This window comes from Enterobacter cloacae complex sp. 382A5, assembly GCF_050031095.1.
Taxonomy (GTDB): domain Bacteria; phylum Pseudomonadota; class Gammaproteobacteria; order Enterobacterales; family Enterobacteriaceae; genus Enterobacter; species Enterobacter cloacae.
The window spans coordinates 1,327,053-1,351,290 of record NZ_JBLGVK010000001.1 but is presented as its reverse complement, the minus strand read 5'-3'; the positions used below and the strand labels follow the sequence as shown (position 1 = coordinate 1,351,290).

At 54.2% G+C, this 24,238-nt stretch carries 20 protein-coding genes and 5 tRNA genes; 1 reads left to right on the top strand and 24 read right to left on the bottom strand.

Translation table 11 applies throughout. The features are described from left to right. Positions 1-9: 9 nt before the first annotated feature. The 19 genes from nadA to mngA all read right to left on the bottom strand — a co-directional run bounded on the left by nadA (position 10) and on the right by mngA (position 16,135). Positions 10-1,053: a quinolinate synthase NadA gene (gene nadA, locus ACQG2G_RS06385; protein WP_048971046.1), complete on the bottom strand. Its 1,044-nt coding sequence runs from the start codon at positions 1,051-1,053 to the stop codon at positions 10-12. Positions 1,054-1,244: 191 nt separating this feature from the next. After that, positions 1,245-1,320: transfer RNA gene (locus ACQG2G_RS06380), tRNA-Lys, on the bottom strand. A 22-nt stretch (positions 1,321-1,342) separates the two neighbouring features. Next, a tRNA-Lys gene (locus ACQG2G_RS06375) sits at positions 1,343-1,418 on the bottom strand. Between the two features lie 146 nt (positions 1,419-1,564). After that, positions 1,565-1,640: transfer RNA gene (locus ACQG2G_RS06370), tRNA-Lys, on the bottom strand. 3 nt (positions 1,641-1,643) lie between these two features. Further along, a tRNA-Val gene (locus tag ACQG2G_RS06365) sits at positions 1,644-1,719 on the bottom strand. A 27-nt stretch (positions 1,720-1,746) separates the two neighbouring features. After that, positions 1,747-1,822: transfer RNA gene (locus ACQG2G_RS06360), tRNA-Lys, on the bottom strand. A gap of 161 nt (positions 1,823-1,983) precedes the next feature. Beyond that, positions 1,984-2,778 carry a cell division protein CpoB gene (gene cpoB / locus ACQG2G_RS06355; protein WP_061771787.1) on the bottom strand — a complete coding sequence of 265 codons (795 nt, stop codon included), beginning with the start codon at positions 2,776-2,778 and terminating at the stop codon, positions 1,984-1,986. A gap of 9 nt (positions 2,779-2,787) precedes the next feature. After that, the gene (gene pal / locus ACQG2G_RS06350) at positions 2,788-3,309 is read right to left on the bottom strand and encodes a peptidoglycan-associated lipoprotein Pal (protein WP_006177214.1); all 522 of its coding nucleotides are present in this window, start codon (positions 3,307-3,309) and stop codon (positions 2,788-2,790) included. 35 nt (positions 3,310-3,344) lie between these two features. Further along, positions 3,345-4,637: a Tol-Pal system beta propeller repeat protein TolB gene (gene tolB, locus ACQG2G_RS06345; RefSeq protein WP_013097529.1), complete on the bottom strand. Its 1,293-nt coding sequence runs from the start codon at positions 4,635-4,637 to the stop codon at positions 3,345-3,347. Between the two features lie 130 nt (positions 4,638-4,767). After that, a complete protein-coding gene (gene tolA, locus ACQG2G_RS06340; protein ID WP_061771788.1) occupies positions 4,768-6,051 on the bottom strand; it encodes a cell envelope integrity protein TolA in 1,284 nt (427 codons plus the stop codon). 28 nt (positions 6,052-6,079) lie between these two features. Beyond that, positions 6,080-6,508, bottom strand: coding sequence for a colicin uptake protein TolR (gene tolR / locus ACQG2G_RS06335; RefSeq protein ID WP_003858589.1), 429 nt, complete (start codon positions 6,506-6,508; stop codon positions 6,080-6,082). Positions 6,509-6,511: 3 nt separating this feature from the next. Beyond that, positions 6,512-7,204 (bottom strand): Tol-Pal system protein TolQ, encoded by a 693-nt coding sequence (gene tolQ / locus ACQG2G_RS06330; protein WP_013097532.1) that lies wholly within the window; start codon positions 7,202-7,204, stop codon positions 6,512-6,514. After that, complete coding sequence (ybgC, locus tag ACQG2G_RS06325; protein WP_003858593.1) at positions 7,201-7,605, bottom strand: tol-pal system-associated acyl-CoA thioesterase; 405 nt, start codon at positions 7,603-7,605, stop codon at positions 7,201-7,203. The genes tolQ and ybgC overlap by 4 nt, the downstream gene beginning before the upstream one ends. 147 nt (positions 7,606-7,752) lie before the next feature. Beyond that, positions 7,753-8,043: a cyd operon protein YbgE gene (gene ybgE / locus ACQG2G_RS06320; protein ID WP_038418916.1), complete on the bottom strand. Its 291-nt coding sequence runs from the start codon at positions 8,041-8,043 to the stop codon at positions 7,753-7,755. Then, positions 8,043-8,156 carry a cytochrome bd-I oxidase subunit CydX gene (gene cydX / locus ACQG2G_RS06315; protein WP_003858598.1) on the bottom strand — a complete coding sequence of 38 codons (114 nt, stop codon included), beginning with the start codon at positions 8,154-8,156 and terminating at the stop codon, positions 8,043-8,045. The genes ybgE and cydX overlap by 1 nt, the downstream gene beginning before the upstream one ends. Positions 8,157-8,170: 14 nt before the next feature. Then, positions 8,171-9,310 carry a cytochrome d ubiquinol oxidase subunit II gene (cydB, locus tag ACQG2G_RS06310; protein WP_013097535.1) on the bottom strand — a complete coding sequence of 380 codons (1,140 nt, stop codon included), beginning with the start codon at positions 9,308-9,310 and terminating at the stop codon, positions 8,171-8,173. Between the two features lie 15 nt (positions 9,311-9,325). Next, a complete protein-coding gene (cydA, locus tag ACQG2G_RS06305; protein ID WP_013097536.1) occupies positions 9,326-10,894 on the bottom strand; it encodes a cytochrome ubiquinol oxidase subunit I in 1,569 nt (522 codons plus the stop codon). 670 nt (positions 10,895-11,564) lie between these two features. After that, positions 11,565-14,195 carry a mannosylglycerate hydrolase gene (gene mngB, locus ACQG2G_RS06300; protein ID WP_061771789.1) on the bottom strand — a complete coding sequence of 877 codons (2,631 nt, stop codon included), beginning with the start codon at positions 14,193-14,195 and terminating at the stop codon, positions 11,565-11,567. A 23-nt stretch (positions 14,196-14,218) separates the two neighbouring features. Further along, positions 14,219-16,135, bottom strand: a complete 1,917-nt coding sequence (gene mngA, locus ACQG2G_RS06295) for a PTS 2-O-a-mannosyl-D-glycerate transporter subunit IIABC (RefSeq protein WP_061771790.1) — start codon at positions 16,133-16,135, stop codon at positions 14,219-14,221. Between the two features lie 171 nt (positions 16,136-16,306). On the opposite strand from mngA, the gene ACQG2G_RS06290 reads away from it, so the two are divergent. Then, positions 16,307-17,023 (top strand): GntR family transcriptional regulator, encoded by a 717-nt coding sequence (locus tag ACQG2G_RS06290; RefSeq protein WP_038986094.1) that lies wholly within the window; start codon positions 16,307-16,309, stop codon positions 17,021-17,023. Between the two features lie 82 nt (positions 17,024-17,105). On the opposite strand, the gene sucD is transcribed toward ACQG2G_RS06290, so the two are convergent. The 5 genes from sucD to sdhB all read right to left on the bottom strand — a co-directional run bounded on the left by sucD (position 17,106) and on the right by sdhB (position 24,223). Next, on the bottom strand, positions 17,106-17,975 hold the full coding sequence (gene sucD, locus ACQG2G_RS06285; protein WP_008501094.1) for a succinate--CoA ligase subunit alpha: 870 nt from the start codon (positions 17,973-17,975) through the stop codon (positions 17,106-17,108). Continuing rightward, entirely contained in the window at positions 17,975-19,141 is a 1,167-nt protein-coding gene (gene sucC, locus ACQG2G_RS06280; protein WP_006809579.1) for an ADP-forming succinate--CoA ligase subunit beta, read from the bottom strand. The genes sucD and sucC overlap by 1 nt, the downstream gene beginning before the upstream one ends. 95 nt (positions 19,142-19,236) lie before the next feature. Then, positions 19,237-20,457: a 2-oxoglutarate dehydrogenase complex dihydrolipoyllysine-residue succinyltransferase gene (odhB, locus tag ACQG2G_RS06275; RefSeq protein ID WP_013097540.1), complete on the bottom strand. Its 1,221-nt coding sequence runs from the start codon at positions 20,455-20,457 to the stop codon at positions 19,237-19,239. A 14-nt stretch (positions 20,458-20,471) separates the two neighbouring features. Beyond that, complete coding sequence (sucA, locus tag ACQG2G_RS06270) at positions 20,472-23,279, bottom strand: 2-oxoglutarate dehydrogenase E1 component (RefSeq protein ID WP_061772065.1); 2,808 nt, start codon at positions 23,277-23,279, stop codon at positions 20,472-20,474. Between the two features lie 227 nt (positions 23,280-23,506). Continuing rightward, positions 23,507-24,223 carry a succinate dehydrogenase iron-sulfur subunit SdhB gene (gene sdhB / locus ACQG2G_RS06265; protein WP_008501090.1) on the bottom strand — a complete coding sequence of 239 codons (717 nt, stop codon included), beginning with the start codon at positions 24,221-24,223 and terminating at the stop codon, positions 23,507-23,509. Between the last annotated feature and the right edge of the window lie 15 nt (positions 24,224-24,238).

Sequence of the window (24,238 nt, the reverse complement as noted above, 5' to 3'; positions counted from 1 at the left end):
CGTAGTGAATTAAGTACGTAGTGTAGCCGCAAAATCCAGCATGCGGTTAAGTGGAACTAACGCGCCTTCACGCAGAGCGGCATCCACATGGATCTCATGCGCCGCACCGCCGGTTTCTAACCCTTCGGCAATCGCTTTCAGGCCGTTCATCGCCATCCACGGACAGTGCGCACAGCTGCGGCACGTGGCTCCCTCGCCTGCGGTTGGCGCTTCGAGGAGCTCTTTCTCCGGCACGGCCTGCTGCATCTTGTAGAAGATACCGCGATCGGTCGCCACAATAAGCTGCTTATGCGGCAACGTTCTGGCAGCATTAATAAGCTGGCTGGTTGAACCCACGGCATCGGCCATGTCGACAATCGACTGTGGTGATTCAGGATGGACAAGAATAGCGGCGTCAGGGTAAAGCGCCTTCATGCGGGACAGTGCCTGCGTCTTGAACTCGTCATGAACGATGCAGGCGCCCTGCCAGCAGAGCACGTCTGCCCCGGTCTGCTTCTGGACGTAGTTTCCAAGGTGGCGGTCAGGTGCCCAGATAATTTTCTCACCCAGGCTGTCCAGGTGCTCAATCAGTTCAACGGCGATGCTCGACGTAACAACCCAGTCTGCGCGCGCTTTCACTGCTGCCGACGTATTGGCGTACACCACCACGGTCCGGTCAGGATGGGCATCGCAGAAGGCCGAGAATTCGTCAATCGGACAGCCGAGATCCAGTGAACACTCCGCGTTCAGCGTTGGCATCAGGATAGTTTTTTCAGGGCTAAGGATTTTTGCCGTTTCCCCCATAAAACGCACCCCCGCAACCAGGAGCGTGGAAGCAGGATGTTTTGCACCAAAGCGCGCCATCTCCAGAGAGTCAGAAATACAGCCTCCGGTCTCTTCCGCCAGCTGCTGGATTTCCGGGTCGGTGTAGTAATGTGCCACCATCACGGCATCTCGCTCTTTGAGAAGACGCTTGATTTTCTCACGGTAGAACTGCTTTTCATCCATGCTCAGCGGAACAGGCTTCGGCGGGAAGGGATAGATTGCGGCTTCAGGATCAAACATCACGCTCATTATGGCTTCTCGTTTTACTGGCTTAACAATATTGCCTTTCTTTTGCCTGACATAGCAAAACGCAGGGCAATTGTGTTTTGTATACTAAACAAGATAGCGAATCTGGAGTGAAAAGTCACCGGGAATAGATGTGCTGAGCATTTGTTGTATCGCAGATAGCAAAAAAGCGCCTTTAGGGCGCTTTTTAACATTGGTGGGTCGTGCAGGATTCGAACCTGCGACCAATTGATTAAAAGTCAACTGCTCTACCAACTGAGCTAACGACCCCTTGCGGGATTTTTCTTCGAAGTGGTGGGTCGTGCAGGATTCGAACCTGCGACCAATTGATTAAAAGTCAACTGCTCTACCAACTGAGCTAACGACCCGTTCGGGTGCTGACTTCGAAGATTTTACTCGGTTCCACGTTTGAAGTGGTGGGTCGTGCAGGATGACTCGGCTTCGCCTCGCCCTTCGGGCCGTTGCTAAAGCAACGTTATCCTTCACGTTTAATATCTGAGTAAGACATTAAAATTGGTGGGTCGTGCAGGATTCGAACCTGCGACCAATTGATTAAAAGTCAACTGCTCTACCAACTGAGCTAACGACCCGAGTGGTGGGTGATGACGGGCTCGAACCGCCGACCCCCTCCGTGTAAAGGAGATGCTCTACCAACTGAGCTAATCACCCACTCTGTACTGCCGGAACTGCTTTAAGTGGTGGGTCGTGCAGGATTCGAACCTGCGACCAATTGATTAAAAGTCAACTGCTCTACCAACTGAGCTAACGACCCACTTTTACGCTGCTTTCACGTTGTTTGATATCCCGTGGCAACGGCGGCATATATTACTGATTTAAGAATTCTGCGCAACAAAAATTTCGATGAAGATCACTTAACTGCTTAGTAATCATGCTGCACGACCAGAAATAACGCGATTTCTGGTCATGCGATAATCATCCCATCGAACTCAGACGTTTTTGCGCCTGTTTGGCCCCTTCCGTGCCCGGGAATTTTGCAACCACCTGCTGATAAACCGCTTTGGCTTTCGCAGTGTCACCTTTGTCCTGCATGATCACGCCGACCTTAAACATCGCATCAGGCGCTTTTGGCGATTTCGGGTAATTTTTCACCACAGAAGCGAAATAAAACGCCGCATCGTCTTTTTTACCCTTGTTGTAATTCAACTGACCCAGCCAGTAATTTGCGTTTGGCTGGTAAGTGGAATCCGGGTATTTCTTAACGAAGTTCTGAAACGCAACGATAGCATCATCCTGGCGCGATTTATCCTGTACCAGTGCAATGGCCGCGTTGTAATCCGTGTTCGCGTCACCGCTCTGCACAGGTGCCCCTGTCACAGCAGAGGCATCGGCTGAAGGCGCTGGCGCGTCTGTGGCCGCTCCGCTTTGATCGCCCGCTGCTGGTTGCGCTGCTGCCCCCCCGCTGCTCAGGCTATCAATCTGCAGCAAGATCTGCTTTTGACGTTCCACAACCTGGTTAAGCTGATACTGGCTCTCCTGAATCTGACCACGGAGGGAGTCGATATCAGTTTGGTTATCGGAAAGTTGTTGCTGGAGTTGGGTTAAAAGCTGACTGTGAGCGTTAGAGATACGCTCGAGTTGAGTGACCCGGTCTTCCACCGAGCCTGAGCCGACACTACTGATTGGTGCCTGAGCAAAAGCGGCCCAGGGGGCCGCTATTCCAACCAGTAACGACAGACTCAACAGATGATGTCTGAAGTTACTGCTCATGCAATTCTCTTAGTAAACCAGTACGGCACGACGGTTTTTGGCGTAAGCCGCTTCGTCATGACCCAGTACTGCAGGTTTTTCTTTACCGTAAGAAACGATGGAGATCTGGTCAGCAGAAACGCCTTTACCCTGCAGGTACATTTTAACAGCGTTAGCACGACGTTCACCCAGGGAGATGTTGTACTCTGGAGTACCACGTTCGTCCGCGTGACCTTCTACGGTGACTTTGTAAGACGGGTTGCTACGCAGGAAGTTAGCGTGAGCATCCAGCATCGCAGCGAAGTCAGAACGGATGTCGTATTTATCCAGATCGAAGTAAACGATGTTGTTCTGCTGCAGCTGCTGCATCTGAAGACGCGCTTGCTCTTCAGAGGACATGTTGCCATTGCCGTTCGCGTCCATACCGGTGCCGGCACCCATCATGCCTTCGCCGCTCTGGTCATTGCTGGCGTTCTTGTTAGAAGAACACGCTGCGATTGCCATTACAGGCAGAGCGATCATCAGCCCCTTCAGCACTTTGTTCAGTTGCATTTCTATGATTCCTTTAGTAATCAATTAATTATTATTTACAGATACGGCGACCAGGCAGGAGATTTTACCTGTCCATCAGTTGCCGGAATACGCGCTTTGAAACGCCCATCTGTAGAAACCAGATTCAGCACAGATCCCATCCCCTGAGAAGAGCTGTAGATTACCATAGTGCCGTTAGGTGCCAGACTTGGCGTTTCATCCAGGAACGTTGACGACAGAACTTGGACGCCACCCGCTACCAGATCTTGTTTGGCAATGTGCTGCTGCCCACCGTTGGAGCTGACCATTACCATAAATTTACCGTCGCTGCTCACGTCTGCGTTCTGGTTCTGAGAGCCTTCCCAGGTGATACGCTGCGGAGCACCGCCGTTGATGTTCACTTTATAGATTTGCGGACGGCCTGCCTGGTCAGAGGTAAACGCCAGGTTCTGGCTGTCCGGGAACCATGATGGTTCCGTGTTGTTGCTGCGACCATCCGTCACCTGACGGATCTGACCAGAACCAATGTCCATCACGTACAGGTTCAGGCTACCGGTTTTGGACAGCGCAAAGGCCAGCTTAGAGCCGTCCGGCGAGAACGAAGGCGCACCGTTGTGACGCGGGAACGACGCCACCTGACGAACAGCACCGTTAGCCAGCGTCTGGATAACCAGCGCAGAACGACCGCTTTCGAAGGTCACGTAGGCCAGTTTAGATCCGTCCGGAGACCAGGCTGGAGACATCAGTGGCTGAGAAGAGCGTTTCACCAGGAACTGGTTGTAACCGTCGTAGTCAGAGACGCGCAGCTCATACGGGAACTGGCCGCCGTTGGTCTGTACCACATAGGCGATACGGGTACGGAACGCACCTTTAATACCGGTCAGTTTTTCGAATACCGCATCGCTGGCAGCGTGAGCCGCATAGCGCAGGTACTGTTTAGTGACCTTGTAAGAGTTCTGAGCCAGAACGGTACCCGGTGCACCGCCGGTATCCACCAGCTGCCAGGCCACGTTGTAAGAGCCGTCCGGGTTAGGGGTAACCTGACCCACAACCACGGCATCAATGCCCAGTGCAGACCACGCGGCAGGTTGAACTTCCTGCGCGCTACCCGGCTGCTGAGGCAGACGAGAACGATCTAACGGGTTGAATTTACCGCTGTTACGCAGGTCAGCAGCCACGATGCCGCCGGCATCTTCAGGCGCCGCACCAGGGCCAGCCCACTGGAATGGAACTACACCGATTGGGCGTGCCGAGTCCACCCCCTGGGTGATCTCGATACGTACTTCTGCGTGCAGTACAGCTGCCCACAGCATTAAGAAACTAAATGCTACACGTAATGCCTGCTTCATCATATCTCCCTTATCTGGGTAACCTTACCCACGATAATTTAGCAGAATGTTAACAAACCCAAATAGACAAAACTACTAAACCCTGGTTACGACAATAGACTGTTTTCCATACTTCCGTAAGGAGAGTCGATTACAGCTTAAAGTCCAGTTTGGCATCTTTTATCTTTTCATAAACAGCCTCACTAGGCGGTTTAGGAATGTTCGCCGATCTTGCTGCGGCCAATGCTGCCTGACAAAGCGCAGGATCGCCCCCTTCAGACGTCACATTTTTCAACCGGCCGTCTGGCGCAAGGTTGATATGCAGCACGCACTGTTTACCCTGATAAAGGCCTGCATCAAACAGGCGACTCTGAATAGCCACCTGAATCTGCTTAGCGTAAGCGCTGATATCCGCCCCCGTCGCACCACCGTTGGCACCCGAAGTACCGCTGTCTTTAGACGGCTGACCAATCCCCTTCGCCCCACCGCCTGTTTTCGGCGCATTCTTACCGGAACTGAGATCGCCCAGCAGATCGTCAACGCCCGCAGCGGCAGCGGCTTTCTCTGCAGCAGCCTTTTTCGCTGCAGCTTTTTCAGCAGCCGCTTTTTTATCGGCAGCAGCCTTCTCAGCTGCAGCTTTTTTGTCGGCAGCCGCTTTCTCGGCGGCAGCTTTCTTCTCCGCAGCCGCTTTTTCAGCAGCGGCGGCTTTTTCTGCGGCAGCTTTCTCGGCAGCAGCGGCTTTCTTCGCAGCCTCGGCAGCTGCTTTCTTCTCGGCTTCCTGAGCCGCTTTTTTCGCGGCTTCGGCTTCCGCTTTCTTCTGAGCATCAGCAGCGGCTTTTTTCGCGGCTTCTGCTTCCGCTTTCTTCTGAGCATCAGCGGCGGCTTTCTTCGCGGCTTCCGCTTCCGCTTTCTTCTGGGCGTCGGCAGCGGCTTTCTTCGCCGCTTCTGCCGCTAATTTCGCCTGGGCATCAGCCTGTGCTTTGGCATCCGCTGCGGCTTTCGCTGCCGCCTCTTCCGCCTGCTTTTGCTGTTCCTGGGCTTTCTTCGCGGCCTCTTCGGCTTGCTTCTGCTGTTGTGCCTGCTCTTTCGCGGCTTCCTGCGCCTGCAAACGCTCTTTCTCAAGCTGCTTCAGACGTTCCTGCTCGGCGGCCTGCTTTTCACGCAGTTCCTCCGCTTGCTGTTGCGCCTGTTTTTCTCGCTGCTCTTCAGCCCGTTTTGCACTCGCCTGCTGCTGTTGCTGACGGTTATAGTTCTGCACGACCGCACCGGGATCCACCATGACGGCGTCGATAGAAGAACCGCCACCGCCGCCTGATGCATCAATATGCTCGTCGAACGAACTCCAGATCAGCCCTGCAAAAAGGATCACATGCAGCACTGCGGAGACGATTATCGCTCGCTTAAGCTTGTCGTTCTGTTCGGTTGCCTTTGACACTATCGGTTCCCAAAAACTACGCGGATGATCAAATAGGCTGAGTCATTAAGCCAACCGACTTAACACCCGCACTATGTAGCAAGTTCAGCGCTTTAATAATTTCATCGTAAGGCACGTCTTTCGCACCACCGATTAAGAAGACCGTTTTCGGATTTGACTCCAGGCGTCGTTGCGCTTCAGCAATCACCTGCTCCGGCGGTAGCTGATCCATACGATCTTTCTCTACCACGACGCTGTATTGCCCTACGCCGGAAACCTCAATGATGACCGGAGGATCGTCATTGGTGCTTACCGCCTGTGATTCTGTCGCATCCGGCAGATCAACTTCCACGCTCTGGGTAATGATGGGCGCTGTCGCCATAAAGATCAGCAGCAACACCAGCAGTACGTCCAACAGCGGAACGATATTGATTTCGGACTTGAGCTCGCGACGACCTCGTCCACGCGATCTGGCCATGGTTTACCCCTTGTTGCTCTCGGTGCTGGTAAACGCCTGACGGTGCAGAATCGCGGTGAACTCTTCCATGAAGTTGTCGTAGTTCAGTTCCAGTTTATTCACGCGCTGGTTCAGACGGTTGTAAGCCATAACCGCCGGGATTGCCGCAAACAGACCGATAGCGGTTGCAATCAGTGCTTCTGCAATACCCGGTGCAACCATCTGCAACGTCGCCTGCTTCACTGCGCCCAGCGCGATAAAGGCATGCATGATCCCCCACACCGTACCAAACAGGCCGATATACGGGCTGATGGACCCCACCGTTCCCAGGAAGGGAATGTGCGTTTCAAGATTTTCCAGCTCGCGGTTCATGGAGATACGCATCGCACGCGAGGCCCCTTCCACCACCGCTTCAGGTGCATGGCTGTTCGCGCGATGCAGACGGGCAAACTCTTTGAATCCGCTGTAGAAAATTTGTTCGGAGCCAGCGAGACTATCGCGACGACCCTGACTTTCCTGATACAGACGGGACAGTTCGATACCCGACCAGAACTTATCTTCAAACGCTTCCGCTTCACGGCCAGCCGCATTGAGAATACGCGTTCTCTGGATGATGATGGCCCAGGATGCGATTGAAAAACCAATCAAAATCAGCATGATAAGTTTAACCAGAAGGCTTGCCTTCAGGAACAAATCAAGGATATTCATGTCAGTCACTGCTTAAACTCCGCGACAATAGACTTAGGAAGCGCACGAGGCTTCATTATGGTTGGATCAACACAGACAATCAGTACTTCAGCTGAGTTAAGTACGGTGTTCTCTGCATTGACTATCCGCTGCGTGAAAACCAGCGAGGTTCCGCGCATTGATGTAATTTCAGTTTGGACTTCGAGCATATCGTCGAGTCTGGCAGGCGCAAAATACTCAAGCGTCATCTTGCGTACCACAAAGGCAACTCGCTCAGCCAACAGTACCTGTTGACTAAAGTGATGATGGCGCAGCATCTCTGTGCGTGCCCGTTCATAAAAAGCAACGTAGCTGGCGTGGTAAACCACACCACCGGCATCGGTATCTTCGTAATAGACACGAACCGGCCATCGAAACAGCGTTGTATTCACTTTACATCCCGGTAATGCAACAAAAGTTTATGCTTTAAACTTCGCTACTATACGCGCGGGAATGATGGTTTGGAATGGGAGAAAGTAAACGGAGAGTAAATTTTTATGGGCTCGGGTAAGCCCATATGGTTAACGGACATTTCTTATTCAGAAGAAGAAGAAAATCAATCCAGCAAGCAGCACGATATCGGCAATAAGCGGGCAGAAAATGCCCTGCCAGTGAATCGCTTTCGGACGAAAGCCTACGCCGTGGATCACACCTGCGCACACCGCCCACATAATGAGAAAGCCGTGCCAGATCTCAAGCTCGCTGGTCTTCGCTGCAAAACGCGAAGGGTCCCAGAAGATACACCCTGCCAGCAGTAATGCCATCACTAAAGAAAGCGCCCGTAACGGGCGCTTATCCATTACCGCATATAACGTTGCGATAATATTCATTAGTGTTTTTCTTCACCCGCTTTGGTCGCTTCAACGTGCTCAAGCGCCAGGGCAGTGATGACACCAAAAGCACAGGCAAGAAGCGTCCCTAAAATCCATGCGAAATACCACATATTCAGCTCCTTACTTAGTACATAGAGTGGGTGTTGCTTTCGATATGTTCTTTAGTGATACGACCGAACATTTTCCAGTAACACCAGATGGTGTAGGCCAGAACAATCGGAACGAACACGCAAGCAACATAAGTCATTAAGTTCAGCGTCATATGGCTGGAGGTTGCATCCCACATGGTCAGGCTAGCATTCAGCATGGTGCTGGATGGCATCACGAATGGGAACATAGCGATACCTGCAGTCAGGATGATGCACGCCAGCGTCAGTGATGAGAACACGAACGCCAGAGCGCCTTTTTCCAGACGAGACGTCAGAACCGTCAGCAGCGGCAGCAACACACCCAACGCCGGAATAGCCCACAGCACAGGCATCGCGTTGAAGTTCACCAGCCATGCACCGGCCTCACGCGCCACTTCTTTGGTCAGCGGGTTAGACGGCGCGACGTGGTTAATGGCAGACGTCACCACGTAACCATCAATACCGTAGACCACCCAAACACCTGCCAGCGCGAAGCAGACCAGTGTGATCAGGGCAGCAACCTGAGCCGTTGCACGAGAACGCAGATGCAGCTCACCAACAGTACGCATCTGCAGATAGGTTGCGCCCTGGGTGATGATCATCGCCACACTGACTACGCCTGCCAGCAGACCAAACGGATTCAGCAGCTGGAAGAAGTTACCGGTGTAGTAAAGACGCATGTACTCGTCCATGTGGAACGGTACACCTTGCAGCAGGTTACCGAATGCCACACCAATCACCAGCGGTGGAACGAAGCTACCAATGAAGATGCCCCAGTCCCACATGTTACGCCAGCGGGTGTCTTCAATCTTGGAACGGTAGTCGAAACCTACCGGACGGAAGAATAAAGACGCCAGAACCAGAATCATCGCCACGTAGAAACCGGAGAACGCAGCCGCGTAAACCATCGGCCAGGCAGCGAACAGCGCGCCGCCTGCGGTGATCAGCCACACCTGGTTACCGTCCCAGTGCGGGGCGATGGAGTTGATCATGATTCGACGCTCGGTGTCATTACGACCGAGGAAACGGGTGAGCATCCCCACCCCCATGTCGAAACCATCCGTGACAGCAAAACCGATCAGCAGAACACCGATCAACAGCCACCAGATAAAACGCAATACTTCATAATCGATCATTTGATGACTCCTGTCTTAGCGTGCCGGCTGAGTAGTCACACCGGACTGCTCGTAGTGATAGCGACCGGTTTTCAGGCTGCTTGGGCCAAGGCGCGCGAACTTGAACATCAGGAACAGTTCAGCCACCAGGAACAGGGTGTAGAGACCACAGATCAGCAGCATTGAGAAGATCAGATCGCCTGCTGTCAGCGAGGAGTTGGCCACCGCCGTTGGCAGCACCTCACCAATCGCCCATGGCTGACGTCCATACTCCGCAACAAACCAGCCGGACTCAATAGCGATCCACGGCAGCGGGATAGCATACAGCGCCGTACGCAGCAGCCATTTTTTCTCGCCGATGCGGTTACGAATCACAGACCAGAAGGACGCCGCAATGATCAGCAGCATGATGATGCCGCAGCCTACCATGATACGGAATGCAAAGTAGAGTGGCGCTACGCGTGGAATAGAGTCTTTGGTTGCCATCTGGATCTGCGCTTCCGTCGCGTCGGAGACGTTCGGGGTATAGCGTTTCAGCAGCAGACCGTAGCCCAGATCTTTCTTCACGTCGTTGAACTGGTCACGAACGGCCTGGTCGGTAGAACCGGCACGCAGCTGTTCCAGCAGAGCGTAGGCTTTCATACCGTTACGGATACGGCCTTCGTGCTGCTCCATCAGCTCTTTCAGACCCGTCACCTGTTTGTCAACAGAACGGGTGGCGATGATACCCAGCGCATAAGGAATTTGAATGGCGAAGCGGTTTTCCTGGGCGTCCTGGTCCGGAATACCGAACAGGGTAAAGGCAGCCGGGGCCGGTTGGGTTTCCCATTCAGCTTCGATTGCGGCGAGCTTGGTTTTCTGTACGTCACCCATTTCATAACCGGATTCATCACCCAGCACGATAACGGAGAGGATGGCAGCCATACCGAAGCTTGCAGCGATAGCAAAGGAACGTTTAGCGAAGGCGAAGTCACGACCACGCAGCATATAGTAGGAGCTGATGCCCAGAATGAACATCGCGCCGCACACATAGCCAGAGGCCACGGTGTGGACGAATTTAACCTGAGCAACCGGGTTCAGGACCAGCTCGGCAAAGCTGACCATCTCCATACGCATGGTTTCGAAGTTGAAATCAGACGCAATCGGGTTCTGCATCCAGCCGTTTGCCACCAGGATCCACAGCGCGGACAGGTTAGACCCTAATGCCACCAGCCAGGTCACCGCCATATGCTGGACTTTGCCCAGACGGTCCCAGCCGAAGAAGAACAGACCTACAAAGGTGGATTCGAGGAAGAAGGCCATCAGACCTTCAATGGCCAGCGGCGCACCGAAGATATCCCCTACATAGTGGGAATAATATGACCAGTTAGTCCCGAACTGGAACTCCATGGTCAAACCGGTAGCCACGCCCAGTGCAAAGTTGATACCAAACAACTTGCCCCAGAACTTGGTCATATCTTTATAAATCTGTTTGCCGGACAGAACGTATACCGTTTCCATGATGGCCAGCAGGAACGCCATACCGAGCGTCAGCGGCACAAACAGGAAGTGGTACATCGCGGTCAAGGCAAACTGTAAGCGCGACAGTTCGACTACGTCTAACATTATGACTCCTTGCTCATCGCATGAAGACTCCGAGAGTGAACCCCAGGAAAAGGATCCACACGCATGCCCCAATACAAAGTTATCTGCTCCCCTTCTTCGTTGCCTATTCTCTACAGAATGAAAAAGCAGTGATGAAAGGTTACAAATACGTTAATAAAAAACTCAAATTGGTCCCGCAAATATAATACGCTGCAAAACCCTTACAATAAACAGGTTTTTATTGAATCATATTTACGTTTTTCGACGGCGATCAATTTATAGCAAAATTACCACTTTTCGACCATTTTGATCGGGGACAATTTAGCGCTTTTAAGCACCTTTTTCCAAGGATTAAACTTTGATTTAAATCAAAAACAACGACCGATGTTAACTATGTTTAAACGCGGTAAGAATGGTAAAAACCATGTTAACGATATGTGCATACAAAGCTGTGATTGGTTATCGAAGAAGGGAAAAAATATAAACAGAAGTGATTTTAATTAACGCAAAAGAAAAACACCTTTTCGACGCGGGGCAATCCTTAAAGCGTAGTCGGGCCAGGTTATTTTTCCAGAGTTTGACTGCAACCCTTCGAAATTACATTTAATTTACTTTTCGCGCTCTATAAGTTAACACCGTAGCGTGACTATTTAATGAAAAAAGGCTGCACCTGGCAGCCTTTTTTCGTTTTTCAGGCAAGAAGAATGCTAAAGGTTCGTGACTGCCCCGGTCTGAACGTGCCGGTAATCCCCTGCTCTTTACGATCATCCAGTAACCGTTCATTCAGGTCCGTTTCGCCGCACCGTTTCAACGCCGGGTTAACGGATAACGTCGTCTCGCAGACGCTGGACTCCGAAGGGTTGAACAGGCGAAGAATAAGTTCATCCCGATCTTCCGCTTTTTTGAGCGCGCTGAGCACGCATCCCGTCGGGGAAAGCGCCAGCAGACTGTAACTTTCCGGCGTGGTGAACGACGCACGGTTTAATTTCATCGCATCCCAGGGGATCTTGTTATAGCACTGCACCGGCGTTAACCACGCCTTAGCCTGCTGCGTGACGCCCGAGCTTTCAGGGGTGCCACTGAAACTGAACAGGCTAAAACGGCAGGTTAACGGACCACGCATCTGGGAATCCGGGACGGGCATCTTGATCCCCGAAGGTCTGCCAGGGCGCAACAGCAAATCTTCTTTTCCGAGTAACCCCACGCCGCGCAGCAGAGTCAGCGCAAAGGCTTTTTTGGTATCGCCCACCACTTCAAATTCACGTAGTCCTTCTGTAAAGAGCGCAAGCCCGTTTCGCTTTTCCTGCAGCACGGCATAGTTGAGCAAATTCCAGACAGGAACGGGCGCTTCTTTCCAGCCCTCTTCCAGCCAGCGTTGCATCGCAGCGTCCTGCACGGGGCGAGTAATGGTGCCAAACTGCGTATCCGCGAGCACGTGCTGAGTCGTAAACGGTGTGGGGATCAGCACCCGAACGCGGTGGTCATCCGCCTGGTTATCCAGACGCACAGCCACATCAATACGTCTGTTGTTGTGGCTGAGCGTAATGTCAAATGCCACCTCAAGAGAACCCTTTCGCTGACGTGCTGCGCGTTCAGAGAGGTTTGCCGGTACAGCAATACGGTGGCGGATCACCGCCCTGCTCTGCCAGGCTTCGTGTATGACGTCAACCTGATGCTTGCCCTGTGCTGAAGTGAGTCTCCACTCTTCCCGTGAAGGCGAGTAGTCGTACTCATCGCCATCATCCGAACTCTCTTCAATCTCCAGTACCCGGTCGTAAATCAGGCCGGTTTCTTTGTCGCGCAGACGCAGCGTACCGTCGTCGTTTATATCAATCTGCCAGAAGGCATTTTCCAGTAAGGCACCGGTGTTTTGCGCCGGAGAGAGCACCTTTCCGGCTACGTGCGGTTCAATAAACAGCGTACGGTAGCCCATCGACGGCAGGATCTGGCTGAGCTGGATATCAAACTCCATAAACGGTTCGTAGTTACCGTAATGGACAATCTGCCGGTCAATGAGACCAGGGTCGAGCTCGCGCGCGCTGCGAATGAAATACGGGATCTCGTTGCCTTTCTCATCACGCAGACGAAACTGGCTGGCGCGCAGCCGAATCGTGGTGTTCATCACCTCTTCACGCGGCCAGGGCATCAGGTTGAACATCACCAGCTTATCGGCGTCGGATTGCGGCATGTTGTCGACAATCTTGCGCATATAGAAGCGCACCAGGTTGTCTGCCATGTCTTCCGCCAGCTCAAAGCGGGAGATAATCTCGCGATGCACCTTGTCGCTGCAGCAGCAGCCGATGCTGTCGTGGGCGTGATTCTTGAGGATCTCTTTCCACATTTTCTCCAGCAGACCGTGGTGATAGTCGAAGCCGAGAGTCCAGGCAAGCGTCGCCAGCGGCTCAAGCACGTTGACGATTTTATTCTCGATACGGGCATGGGCGATTTTAATATCCATGCGCGTGGAGCCGATTGTCCGGTGCACGCGCATGTATTTCCCGTCGATAAACTCCCCTTTCAGCGTCGCCAGTCCATCGCGCCGCGCCTCAATATGGTCAAACACCTCCTCGAAGCGGCTCATCACAAACTGACGTTGCGGATAGATTTCACGAAGCTTCTCCATCACCGCAAAGAGATTCTGCTGCAGCGGCATCTGGTCGTGGCCGTTGGGCAGCAAAATCTCTTTGGTGACAGAGGCGTTTTCCAGGACCTCGAAATAACTGTCGAGCCGTTTTCGTAGCCCGGCCTCATCCTCAGGTAAGTACTTACCAATCGCATAGCCCAACGGCAGCACCTGTGCCGTCACTTCACTGCCGTCCTGGCTCTGCCAGAGAAATTCGGTTTTATCGGTACCGTGTCGTTCAGAACAGCCGCGCCAGAACATCGTGCGGGTAATGCCAAAGCCGTTATAAATATGCGGAAGCTGGCCTGACATCCCAAACGAATCCGGCAGATAACCGATCATCATCGGCTCGCCGAACGCCATACAGTCGCGAATACCGTACATCAGGTTGCGGACAATCGACTCGCCGCTGACGATCGTGGTATCGGTCTGGGTATACCACGGGCCGATAATCAATTTTCCGCGCTCGACAAGCGCCTTCACCCGCGAGCGGTTTTCGGGCTTTACGGCAAAGTAATCCTCCAGCACTGCCGTCTGTCCGTCGAGAACGTAATATTTATAGGCCTCGTCCTGCTCCAGACGGGTCAGGATCTCTTCCATATTATTGACCAGAAGAATACGCGACTCTTCGGTGGTGAAGTACCACTCACGGTCCCAGTGCATATGCGGCGTGATATGAACGCGAGATACAGCTTTCATCTTCGTTTCCTGTGTTGTGCGTTTTACGGTATGGCGTCTTCAGAGATGTATTTGCCCGTTTTGACCGCCTGACGTCGCCAGAGCAGCAGAATAAATGTGGAGATAGCGGTCCCCACCAGCGCCGCGCCAAACCAGCCTGCCGCTGCAACCACACCGCTCAGCCCTGCATCATGAAGTAAAAAGAGCGAGAAAATGCCTGCGCCCGGCGTGGACAGGCCGATCCCCATCGCGCCAACAATCGCCCCTGTCACCATGGAGCCCAGCACAAATGAGCCAATGACGCGGAGGGGATCTTCAATCGCCATCGGTATCGCCCCTTCGGTAATGCCCGCGAGGCCAAGCAGCCACGTTGATTTGCCGGTTTCAATTTCAAACGGTTTAAACAATCTCGGCGCCAGCATCGTTGACGCCGTCACGGTAAAGGCCGAGACCATCTTGACGGAGGCGAAAATTGCATAGGGGCCATACACCCCGTTGGCCATCGCCCCGAGGCAGAACGCGTAGGAGGCTTTGTTAACCGGCCCGCCCAAATCGAACGAACACATAAAGCCAAGGATCGCGCCCAGGAGCAGCGCATTCGCGCCAGAAAGACCATTAAGCCAGGCGGTGAGCGCGTTGTTTATCCAGGCCACCGGTTCGCCAATCACAAACAGCATCAGGCTGCCCGCGCCCAGTACGCCAATGACCGGATAAAGATAAAAGGTTAAGAAGCCGTTGAAGCGGCTACTGAGACGAATGTGATTTTTCACCCAGCGCATCAGGTAGCCCGCAATCAGCCCGCCGGCGATGGCCCCCAGAAAACCGGAACCAATCATATTGGCAGCCAGACCGGCAGCGAAACCCGGCGTCAGCGCCGGTTTATCCGCCAGTGAATAAGCGGTATACGCCGCCAGAATGGGAACCATCAGCATGCCGAGCATGCCGCCGCCAAGCTTGCGGTACATCCACAGCCACGAATTTTCCTGATCGAATAAGTGCTGCAGCCCCAGAATTTGCGCCAGCAATACCGACACGGCCAGCACCGTACCACCGGCGACAATCAACGGCACCGCAAAGGAGATGCCGCTCAGGAGCGCCTGCTTGAGCTCGGTTTTGACACTCTTTTTTGTTTCAGTATCGACGGGCGCATGCCGCGCAGCGTCGGCAGGCTTTAACGCCAGCGCGCGTTCTATTAACGCTTCAGCATGACGTAGTGGCTCCGCAACGGGTACGGAAACGGTGGGGATCCCCGCAAAGCGTTCACTCTCTTTGATCGCCACTTCTGCGGCAAAGATACATGCTCTGGCCTCCTGCAGTTGCTGCGAGGTGAGGCGTCCCTCAATGCCGTTCGCCCCCTGCTTTTCCACCACCACGTTGACGCCCATCCTGCGTCCCGCTTTTTCCAGGTACTCCGCCGCCATATAGGTGTGGGCAATCCCGGCCGGGCAGGCGGTAACGCAGACAATAGTCGGGGCACTCTCCTGGATGGCGTCGGCCTGCTCCCCGGGTGCGGCGTCCAGCGCGCTCAGCACACCTTCTGCCGTGGTCGCCGCCATTACGCGGGCCCTGAGATCGTCATCCGCCAGGCGAGACGTGAGCGCCGTTAACACCTCAATATGTGTTGATCCGGCTTCCGCCGGAGGGATCGCGAGCAGGAAAATGAGCGTGACCTCTTCCGGCCCGTCCACCCCTTCCCATTCCAGCGGCTCGCACAGCGTTGCGACGGCAAATGCCGCCTCTTTTACCGTGGCCGATTTGCCATGGGGGACAGCCAGCCCCTCACCCAGCGCGGTTGGGCCAAGCGATTCCCGTTGAAAAACGTCCACCAGAAAAGCCTCGGCGTCAGTGATTTTGCCCAGCGCCTCCAGCCGCATCGCGAGCTGACGTATTGCCTCATCACGGCGGGTAAACTGCGCCTGAACGCAGACAGCACGCGGATCGGTCAGGGTCGTCAGGTTCATAGAGATCCTCACAGTTGCATCGTTATAGTCTGCGGAGGATTGTGGCAGAGCGGATAATACATTTATGTGATCATTTTCACTAACATCAACATTTGTATTTAAGTTGTATTATTTACAAATCATTAGTTGAATGCATAATTCTTTGAAAAGGTATTAATCAGGCGCGATAAAATGGGCAATAAACCGCGATACCGGCAGATAGCGGATGTCTTCCGCGAAAAAATTAACGCCGGAGAATTAAAACCGGGTGACGCGCTACCAACGGAATCCAGCCTTCAGGAGGCGTTTAGCGTCAGCCGCGTCACCGTCCGGCAGGCCCTGAAACTGCTTGCCGACGAACAGATCATCGAAAGCATCCAGGGCAGTGGTTCATATGTAAAAGAGGAGCGGGTCAATTACGACATTTACCAGCTCACCGGCTTTTACGAAAAACTGGCGGACCGCAACGTTGATACGCACAGCGATGTTAAAATTTTTGAAGTGGTAAAAGCCGATACAAGACTCGCGGCTACGCTGGCAATTGGCGAGGATGATAAGGTCTGGCACGTCAAGCGCGTACGCTTCATTAAGCAGAAGCCGGTAAACCTGGAAGAAACCTGGATGCCGCTGGCGATGTTCCCCGACCTCACCTGGGAAGTGATGGAAAAGTCGAAATACCACTACGTTGAACAGATCAAAAAGCTGGTCATCGATCGCAGTGAACAGGAGCTGGTGCCGGTCATGCCCTCAGAAGAGGCGATTGCCGCGCTGGCGCTCGATCCGGCAAAACCGATCCTGGAAAAAGTCTCCCGCGGTTTCCTGAATGATGGCCGGGTTTTCGAATACAGCCGCAACGTGTTCAATACCGACGATTACAAATTCACCCTCGTGGCGAAACGCAGGCAATAAAAAAGGCCGCTTTACAGCGGCCAACCATGTCGAAACGGACATTTTTTATTTCAACGCGCCCCTTTCAGGGCGCAGAGAGGACTTACTTAATGATGGATTTCAGTGCTTCGCCGATATCCGCCAGGCTGCGAACGGTCTTCACGCCTGCGGCTTCCAGCGCTGCGAATTTCTCATCAGCCGTACCTTTACCACCGGCGATAATCGCGCCTGCGTGACCCATACGCTTACCTTTCGGCGCGGTCACACCCGCGATGTAACCGACTACTGGCTTGGTTACGTGTTCTTTGATGTAAGCAGCCGCTTCTTCTTCCGCGCTACCACCGATCTCACCGATCATGACGATCGCTTCGGTCTGTGGATCTTCCTGGAACAGCTTCAGGATGTCGATGAAGTTAGAGCCAGGGATTGGGTCACCGCCGATGCCCACACAGGTGGACTGGCCGAAGCCGTAGTCGGTGGTCTGCTTAACCGCTTCATAGGTCAGCGTACCGGAACGGGAAACGATACCCACTTTGCCCGGCTTGTGAATGTGACCTGGCATGATGCCGATTTTGCATTCGCCTGGGGTGATCACGCCCGGGCAGTTCGGGCCGATCATGCGCACGCCCGCTTCGTCCAGCTTCACTTTCACGGTCAGCATATCCAGCGTCGGGATACCTTCAGTGATGGTGATGATCAGTTTGATGCCTGCGTCGATCGCTTCCAGAATGGAGTCTTTGCAGAACGGTGCCGGAACGTAGATAACGGTCGCGGTTGCGCCCGTCGCTTCTACGGCTTCACGCACGGTGTTGAACACCGGCAGGCCCAGGTGCGTGGTGCCACCTTTACCTGGTGTTACACCGCCAACCATCTGCGTACCGTAGGCAATCGCCTGCTCGGAGTGGAAAGTCCCCTGGCTACCGGTGAAGCCCTGGCAGATAACCTTGGTATCTTTATTGATTAAAACTGACATTATTTCCCCTCCACTGCGGCAACAACCTGCTGAGCTGCATCCGTCAGACTTTTCGCTGCAATAATATTCAGGCCGCTGTCAGCCAGTTTTTTCGCGCCGAGTTCAGCGTTGTTACCTTCAAGACGCACAACAACCGGAACGTTAACGCCCACTTCTTCTACCGCGCCGATGATGCCGTCTGCGATCAGGTCGCAACGTACGATACCGCCGAAGATGTTCACCAGAACGGCTTTCACGTTGTCGTCAGAGAGAATGATTTTGAACGCTTCGGTTACGCGCTCTTTGGTTGCGCCACCGCCTACGTCGAGGAAGTTCGCTGGCTCGCCGCCGTGCAGCTTAACGATGTCCATGGTGCCCATCGCCAGGCCCGCACCGTTAACCATGCAGCCGATGTTGCCATCCAGCGCCACGTAGTTCAGTTCCCACTGAGCAGCCTGTGCTTCACGCGGGTCTTCCTGAGACTGGTCACGCATTTCGCGCAGATCTGGCTGGCGGAACAGGGCATTGCCGTCAGCACCCAGTTTGCCATCGAGGCAGATCAGATCGCCCTGAGTGGTGATCACCAGCGGGTTGATCTCGATCAGCGCCAGATCGCGCTCCAGGAAGATGGTCGCCAGACCCATGAAGATCTTGGTGAACTGCTGAACCAGCTTGCCTTCCAGACCCAGTTTGAACGCCAGCTCACGGCCCTGGTAAGGCATTGGACCTGCCAGTGGATCGATAGCCACTTTATGGATCAGGTGTGGCGTCTCTTCTGCCACTTTTTCGATTTCCACGCCGCCTTCGGTAGACGCCATGAACACCACGCGACGCGAGCTACGGTCTACCACCGCGCCCAGATACAGCTCTTTCGCGATGTCGGTTGCCGCTTCAACCAGGATCTGGTTGACTGGCTGGCCGTTCGCATCTGTCTGGTAAGTGACCAGACGCTTGCCGAGCCAATGTTCAGCAAATGCACGAATTTCTTCTTTGCTCTTAACAACCTTCACACCGCCCGCTTTACCACGGCCACCAGCGTGAACCTGACATTTAACTACCCACGGGCCGGAACCGATTTTAGATGCGGCTTCTTCTGCTTCACGCGGGGTAGTACAGGCATAACCCACCGGAGCCGGTAAGCCATACCGGGCAAACAGCTGTTTGGCCTGATATTCATGTAAGTTCATGTGTTCTATCCATCCTTCAGGGTAATCGTTATCTTCAAACCTGCAGGCCGGTGCAAGGCGTATCCGGCCTACAGGGCAGGTGATGCTAAAAGGGACTAGACGTCCAGCAGCAGACGCGTTGGATCTTCCAGCAGCTCTTTAATCGCTACCAGGAAGCCCACGGACTCGCGGCCGTCGATCAGACGGTGATCGTAAGAGAGCGCCAGATACATCATTGGCAGGATCTCCACTTTACCGTCTACCGCCATCGGACGATCTTTAATGGCGTGCATACCCAGGATCGCGCTCTGCGGCGGGTTGATGATCGGGGTAGACATCAGCGAGCCAAATACGCCGCCGTTGGTAATGGTGAAGTTACCGCCGGTCAGGTCGTCTACGGTCAGCTTGCCGTCGCGGCCTTTCACGGCCAGCTCTTTAATATTTTTCTCGATGTCGGCCATACCCAGGGTGTCCACATCACGCAGAACCGGAGTCACCAGACCACGTGGCGTAGACACCGCCATGCTGACGTCGAAATAGTTGTGGTAAACCACGTCATCACCATCGATGGACGCGTTCACTTCCGGGTAGCGTTTCAGCGCTTCAACAACCGCTTTCACGTAGAAGGACATAAAGCCCAGACGGATACCGTGACGTTTTTCAAACGCGTCACCGTACTGCTTACGCAGGTCCATGATTGGCTTCATGTTCACTTCGTTGAAGGTGGTCAGCATCGCGGTGGAGTTTTTCGCTTCCAGCAGACGCTCTGCCACACGCTTACGCAGGCGAGTCATTGGCACGCGTTTTTCACTGCGCGCACCCAGAGCAGGCTGTGCTGCTGGGGCTGCCACAGGGGCTTTCGCTTCTGCCTGAGCAGGCGCTTTCGCCAGGTGTTTGTCGATGTCTTCACGGGTCAGACGACCGCCTACACCGGTACCTTTGATGGCTGCCGGGTCAAGGCTGTGTTCAGCCAGCAGGCGACGGATCGCCGGGCTGAGCGCGTCGTTGGTCTGTTCTTCCAGAGAAGCCTGCTGGCGCTGAGCCGGCGTAGAGGCTTTCTCTTCAGACTTCGCGCTGGACTCTTTGCCCGCGCTGTTGCCTTCACGCAGGCGACCCAGGATCTGGCGAGAGGTTACGGTGGTGCCTTCGTCTTCCAGCACCGCGTCCAGAACGCCATCCGCCGAAGCCGGTACTTCCAGTACCACTTTGTCAGTTTCGATTTCTACCAGCACTTCATCGCGCTTAACGGCATCGCCTGGTTTTTTATGCCAGGTAGCGACGGTCGCATCTGCTACAGATTCAGGCAGGTCGGGAACAAGAATATCTACGCTACTCATTATGTATCCTTTAATTAATCGACGTTCAGCGCGTCATTGACCAGATCTTGTTGCTGCTTCTGGTGAACGGACATATACCCTACCGCCGGAGAGGCGGAGGCCGGGCGACCTGCATAACGCAGGGCAGACCCAAATGGAATCACTTCACGGAAATGATGCTGGCTGCAGTACCATGCGCCCTGGTTGAGCGGCTCTTCCTGGCACCAGACAAAATCATGCACGTGAGCGTACGGTTTCAGCGCTTCCTGCACCGCCTGGTGCGGGAATGGATAAAGCTGTTCGATACGCACGATGGCGACATCTTTCTGATCGTTCTTACGGCGCTGTTCCAGCAGGTCGTAATAAACCTTACCAGAACACATCACCACACGCTTCACAGCCTGCGGATCCAGTTCATCAATCTCACCGATGGCAGGCAGGAAGGTGCCATTCGCCAGCTCATCCAGGCTGGACACCGCCAGTGGGTGACGCAGCAGGGATTTTGGTGACATGACCACCAGCGGACGGCGCATACCGCGCAGCGCCTGACGACGCAGCATGTGGTAAACCTGAGCCGGGGTGGACGGTACGCAAACCTGCATGTTCTGCTCAGCGCAGAGCTGCAGATAACGTTCCAGGCGCGCGGAGGAGTGCTCAGGACCCTGGCCTTCATAACCATGTGGCAGGAGCATCACCAGGCCACACATACGGCCCCATTTCTGTTCGCCAGAAGAGATGAACTGGTCGATAACCACCTGAGCACCGTTGGCGAAGTCACCGAACTGCGCTTCCCAGATGGTCAGCGTACGCGGCTCTGCGGTAGCGTAACCGTATTCGAAGGCCAGCACCGCTTCTTCAGAGAGTACGGAGTCCCAGACCTTGAACTGGCCCTGACCGTTGTGCACGTGCTGCAGCGGGGTGTAGGTTGAACCGTTGGACTGGTTGTGAACTACCGCGTGACGGTGGAAGAAGGTGCCACGGCCCGCATCTTCACCGGACAGACGAACAGGAATACCTTCGTCAACCAGCGTCGCGTAAGCCAGCGTTTCTGCACCGCCCCAGTCGAACAGCTTCTCACCTGCCGCCATAGACTGACGGTCAGCATAAATTTTTGCCACGCGAGACTGCATCTCGATGGCGTCTGGCACGGTGCTGATGCGTTTAGCCAGCTCCTGCAGGCGCTTCATCTCGACCTTGTTCGGGTAGCTCTCATCCCACTCGTGGTTGAGGTACGGCGACCAGGTAAAGGAGTGCATGTTCATCGGACGCAGCTCTTTCACCACGCACTCACCCGCATCCAGCGCGTCGCGGTAGAGGTTGACCATTTCGGTCGCATCTTCCAGCGTCGCCACTTTTTCGCTTTCCAGCTTGTCAGCGTAGATTTTGCGCGGCGTCGGGTGTTTTTTGATTTTCTGGTACATCAACGGCTGGGTTGCACTTGGCTCGTCGGCTTCGTTGTGGCCGTGACGGCGGTAGCAGAACAGGTCGATGAACACATCGCGTTTGAAGGTGTTACGGAAGTCCAGCGCCAGACGGGTCACGAAGGCGACCGCTTCCGGGTCATCCGCGTTAACGTGGAAGATTGGCGCCTGTACCATCTTGCCGATGTCGGTGCAGTAAGGGGTTGAACGCGCATCCAGTGGGTTAGAGGTCGTGAAGCCCACCTGGTTGTTGATGACGATACGAACGGTACCGCCCACTTCATAACCACGCGCTTTGGACATGTTCAGGGTTTCCTGAACCACGCCCTGCCCTGTGACCGCCGCATCACCGTGAATGGTGATTGGCAGCACTTTGTTGCTGCTTGGCTCGTCCAGACGATCCAGACGCGCACGCACGGAACCGATAACTACCGGGCTGACGATCTCCAGGTGCGACGGGTTAAACGCCAGCGCCAGGTGAACCAGACCGCCTTCGGTTTCGATATCAGACGAGAAGCCCATGTGGTACTTCACGTCACCGGTGCCGAGATGTTCTTTATGTTTGCCCGCGAATTCGTCGAACAGGTCCTGCGGTTTTTTACCCAGCACGTTGACCAGCACGTTCAGACGACCACGGTGCGCCATGCCCAGTACCACTTCACGGGTACCGCTCTTGCCTGCATGACGAATCAGCTCTTTCAGCATTGGCACTAACGCATCGCCGCCTTCCAGCGAGAAGCGTTTTGCGCCCGGGAATTTCGCGCCCAGATAGCGCTCAAGACCTTCAGCTGCCGTGAGTTCGTTGAGGAAGCGTTTTTTCTCTTCAGCAGAGAACGTCGCGTGGCCCGCCACGGACTCAATGCGCTGCTGGATCCAGCGTTTCTCTTCTGTCGAGGTGATATGCATGTATTCCGCGCCGATGGAGCCGCAGTAGGTTTGCTTGAGGGCGTCAATCAGATCGCCCAGCTTCATCGTGTCTTTACCGATGGCAAAAGAACCTACGTTAAAGCTTTCCTGGAAATCGGCCTCGGTCAGATCGTGATACGCCGGATCGAGATCCGCCACACGGTCTTGTTTCCACAGTCCCAGCGGATCGAGATTCGCATGCTGGTGACCACGGAAGCGATAAGCGTTAATAAGCTGCAGGACTTTAACCTGCTTCGCATTGGTGTCAGGGTCGGAAATCGCAGAAGAGTAACGTGAGGCATCCTTCGCCAGACGACGGAAATAATCACGTGTTTTGGAATGGAATTGATCCGGTTTGACTCCCGTGCCAGGCAACTGCTGGAACATGGAACGCCAGTTTGCGTCCACTGAGTCAGGATCGGTTAAGAAGTCTTCATAGAGCTGTTCTATCCAGCTCTGGTTGGCACCAGAGAGGTAAGAAGAGTCCAGCCAGGCTTTCATTGCGCCGTTCTGCATCGTGATCCCTTAAGCATTTTTATGCTTACTTTCGCCGTAGAAACTACCACGCACACCGCGTGTACGTGCCGGGGTTCACCTGCGAGCTCTTTTACTTTGGCCCGCGAAGGAACCTTTAGAAACTGTCTAGACTTCAGGGCAGTTTTTAAAGGTTTCTGCAATCTATCCCCTCTCCCTTTGGGAGAGGGTTAGGGTGAGGGGGAACAGCGCCCCCTCTCACTACTTACTTACGCACTGCGCTGCAGCAGCATCGACTTAATATGGCCGATGGCGCGCGTCGGGTTCAGCCCCTTCGGACACACACTGACGCAGTTCATGATGCTATGGCAGCGGAATACGCTGAAAGCGTCACTTAAACCTTCCAGACGACTATCGGTTTCGGTGTCGCGGCTATCGATCAGGAAGCGATAGGCAGCCAGCAGACCGGCCGGGCCGATGAACTTGTCCGGGTTCCACCAGAACGACGGGCACGACGTTGAACAACATGCACAGAGAATACACTCATACAATCCGTCGAGTTTTTCACGCTGCTCAGGAGACTGTAAATGCTCACGAGCGGGTGGATTTTGCCCATTATTCAATAAGTAAGGCTTAATCTTCTCATATTGTGCATAGAATTGCCCCATGTCTACCACCAAATCACGCACGACCGGCAGGCCTGGCAGAGGACGGATAACAATTTTCTGGCCCGGGCGCTGCAACGCGGAAATTGGCGTGATGCAGGCCAGACCATTTTTGCCGTTCATGTTGACGCCGTCAGAGCCACACACCCCTTCACGGCAGGAGCGACGGAACGACAGTGTCGGATCTTTTTCTTTCAGCTGGATTAACGCATCCAGCAGCATCATGTCACGACCTTCTTCCGCTTCCAGCGTGTAATCCTGCATGCGCGGAGCGTCATCTACATCCGGGTTATAACGATAAACTGAGAATTCGAGTTTCATTGTCCTGTCTCCGCA

Excerpts from the sequence above, each read along its gene's own strand:
- nadA (WP_048971046.1), bottom strand. The coding sequence starts at position 1,053 with ATGAGCGTGATGTTTGATCCTGAAGCCGCAATCTATCCCTTCCCGCCG.
- cpoB (WP_061771787.1), bottom strand. The coding sequence starts at position 2,778 with ATGAGCAGTAACTTCAGACATCATCTGTTGAGTCTGTCGTTACTGGTT.
- pal (WP_006177214.1), bottom strand. The coding sequence starts at position 3,309 with ATGCAACTGAACAAAGTGCTGAAGGGGCTGATGATCGCTCTGCCTGTA.
- tolB (WP_013097529.1), bottom strand. The coding sequence starts at position 4,637 with ATGAAGCAGGCATTACGTGTAGCATTTAGTTTCTTAATGCTGTGGGCA.
- tolR (WP_003858589.1), bottom strand. The coding sequence starts at position 6,508 with ATGGCCAGATCGCGTGGACGAGGTCGTCGCGAGCTCAAGTCCGAAATC.
- ybgE (WP_038418916.1), bottom strand. The coding sequence starts at position 8,043 with ATGAATATTATCGCAACGTTATATGCGGTAATGGATAAGCGCCCGTTA.
- cydX (WP_003858598.1), bottom strand. The coding sequence starts at position 8,156 with ATGTGGTATTTCGCATGGATTTTAGGGACGCTTCTTGCCTGTGCTTTT.
- cydB (WP_013097535.1), bottom strand. The coding sequence starts at position 9,310 with ATGATCGATTATGAAGTATTGCGTTTTATCTGGTGGCTGTTGATCGGT.
- cydA (WP_013097536.1), bottom strand. The coding sequence starts at position 10,894 with ATGTTAGACGTAGTCGAACTGTCGCGCTTACAGTTTGCCTTGACCGCG.
- mngB (WP_061771789.1), bottom strand. The coding sequence starts at position 14,195 with ATGAAAGCTGTATCTCGCGTTCATATCACGCCGCATATGCACTGGGAC.
- mngA (WP_061771790.1), bottom strand. The coding sequence starts at position 16,135 with ATGAACCTGACGACCCTGACCGATCCGCGTGCTGTCTGCGTTCAGGCG.
- ACQG2G_RS06290 (WP_038986094.1), top strand. The coding sequence starts at position 16,307 with ATGGGCAATAAACCGCGATACCGGCAGATAGCGGATGTCTTCCGCGAA.
- sucD (WP_008501094.1), bottom strand. The coding sequence starts at position 17,975 with ATGTCAGTTTTAATCAATAAAGATACCAAGGTTATCTGCCAGGGCTTC.
- sucC (WP_006809579.1), bottom strand. The coding sequence starts at position 19,141 with ATGAACTTACATGAATATCAGGCCAAACAGCTGTTTGCCCGGTATGGC.
- odhB (WP_013097540.1), bottom strand. The coding sequence starts at position 20,457 with ATGAGTAGCGTAGATATTCTTGTTCCCGACCTGCCTGAATCTGTAGCA.
- sucA (WP_061772065.1), bottom strand. The coding sequence starts at position 23,279 with ATGCAGAACGGCGCAATGAAAGCCTGGCTGGACTCTTCTTACCTCTCT.
- sdhB (WP_008501090.1), bottom strand. The coding sequence starts at position 24,223 with ATGAAACTCGAATTCTCAGTTTATCGTTATAACCCGGATGTAGATGAC.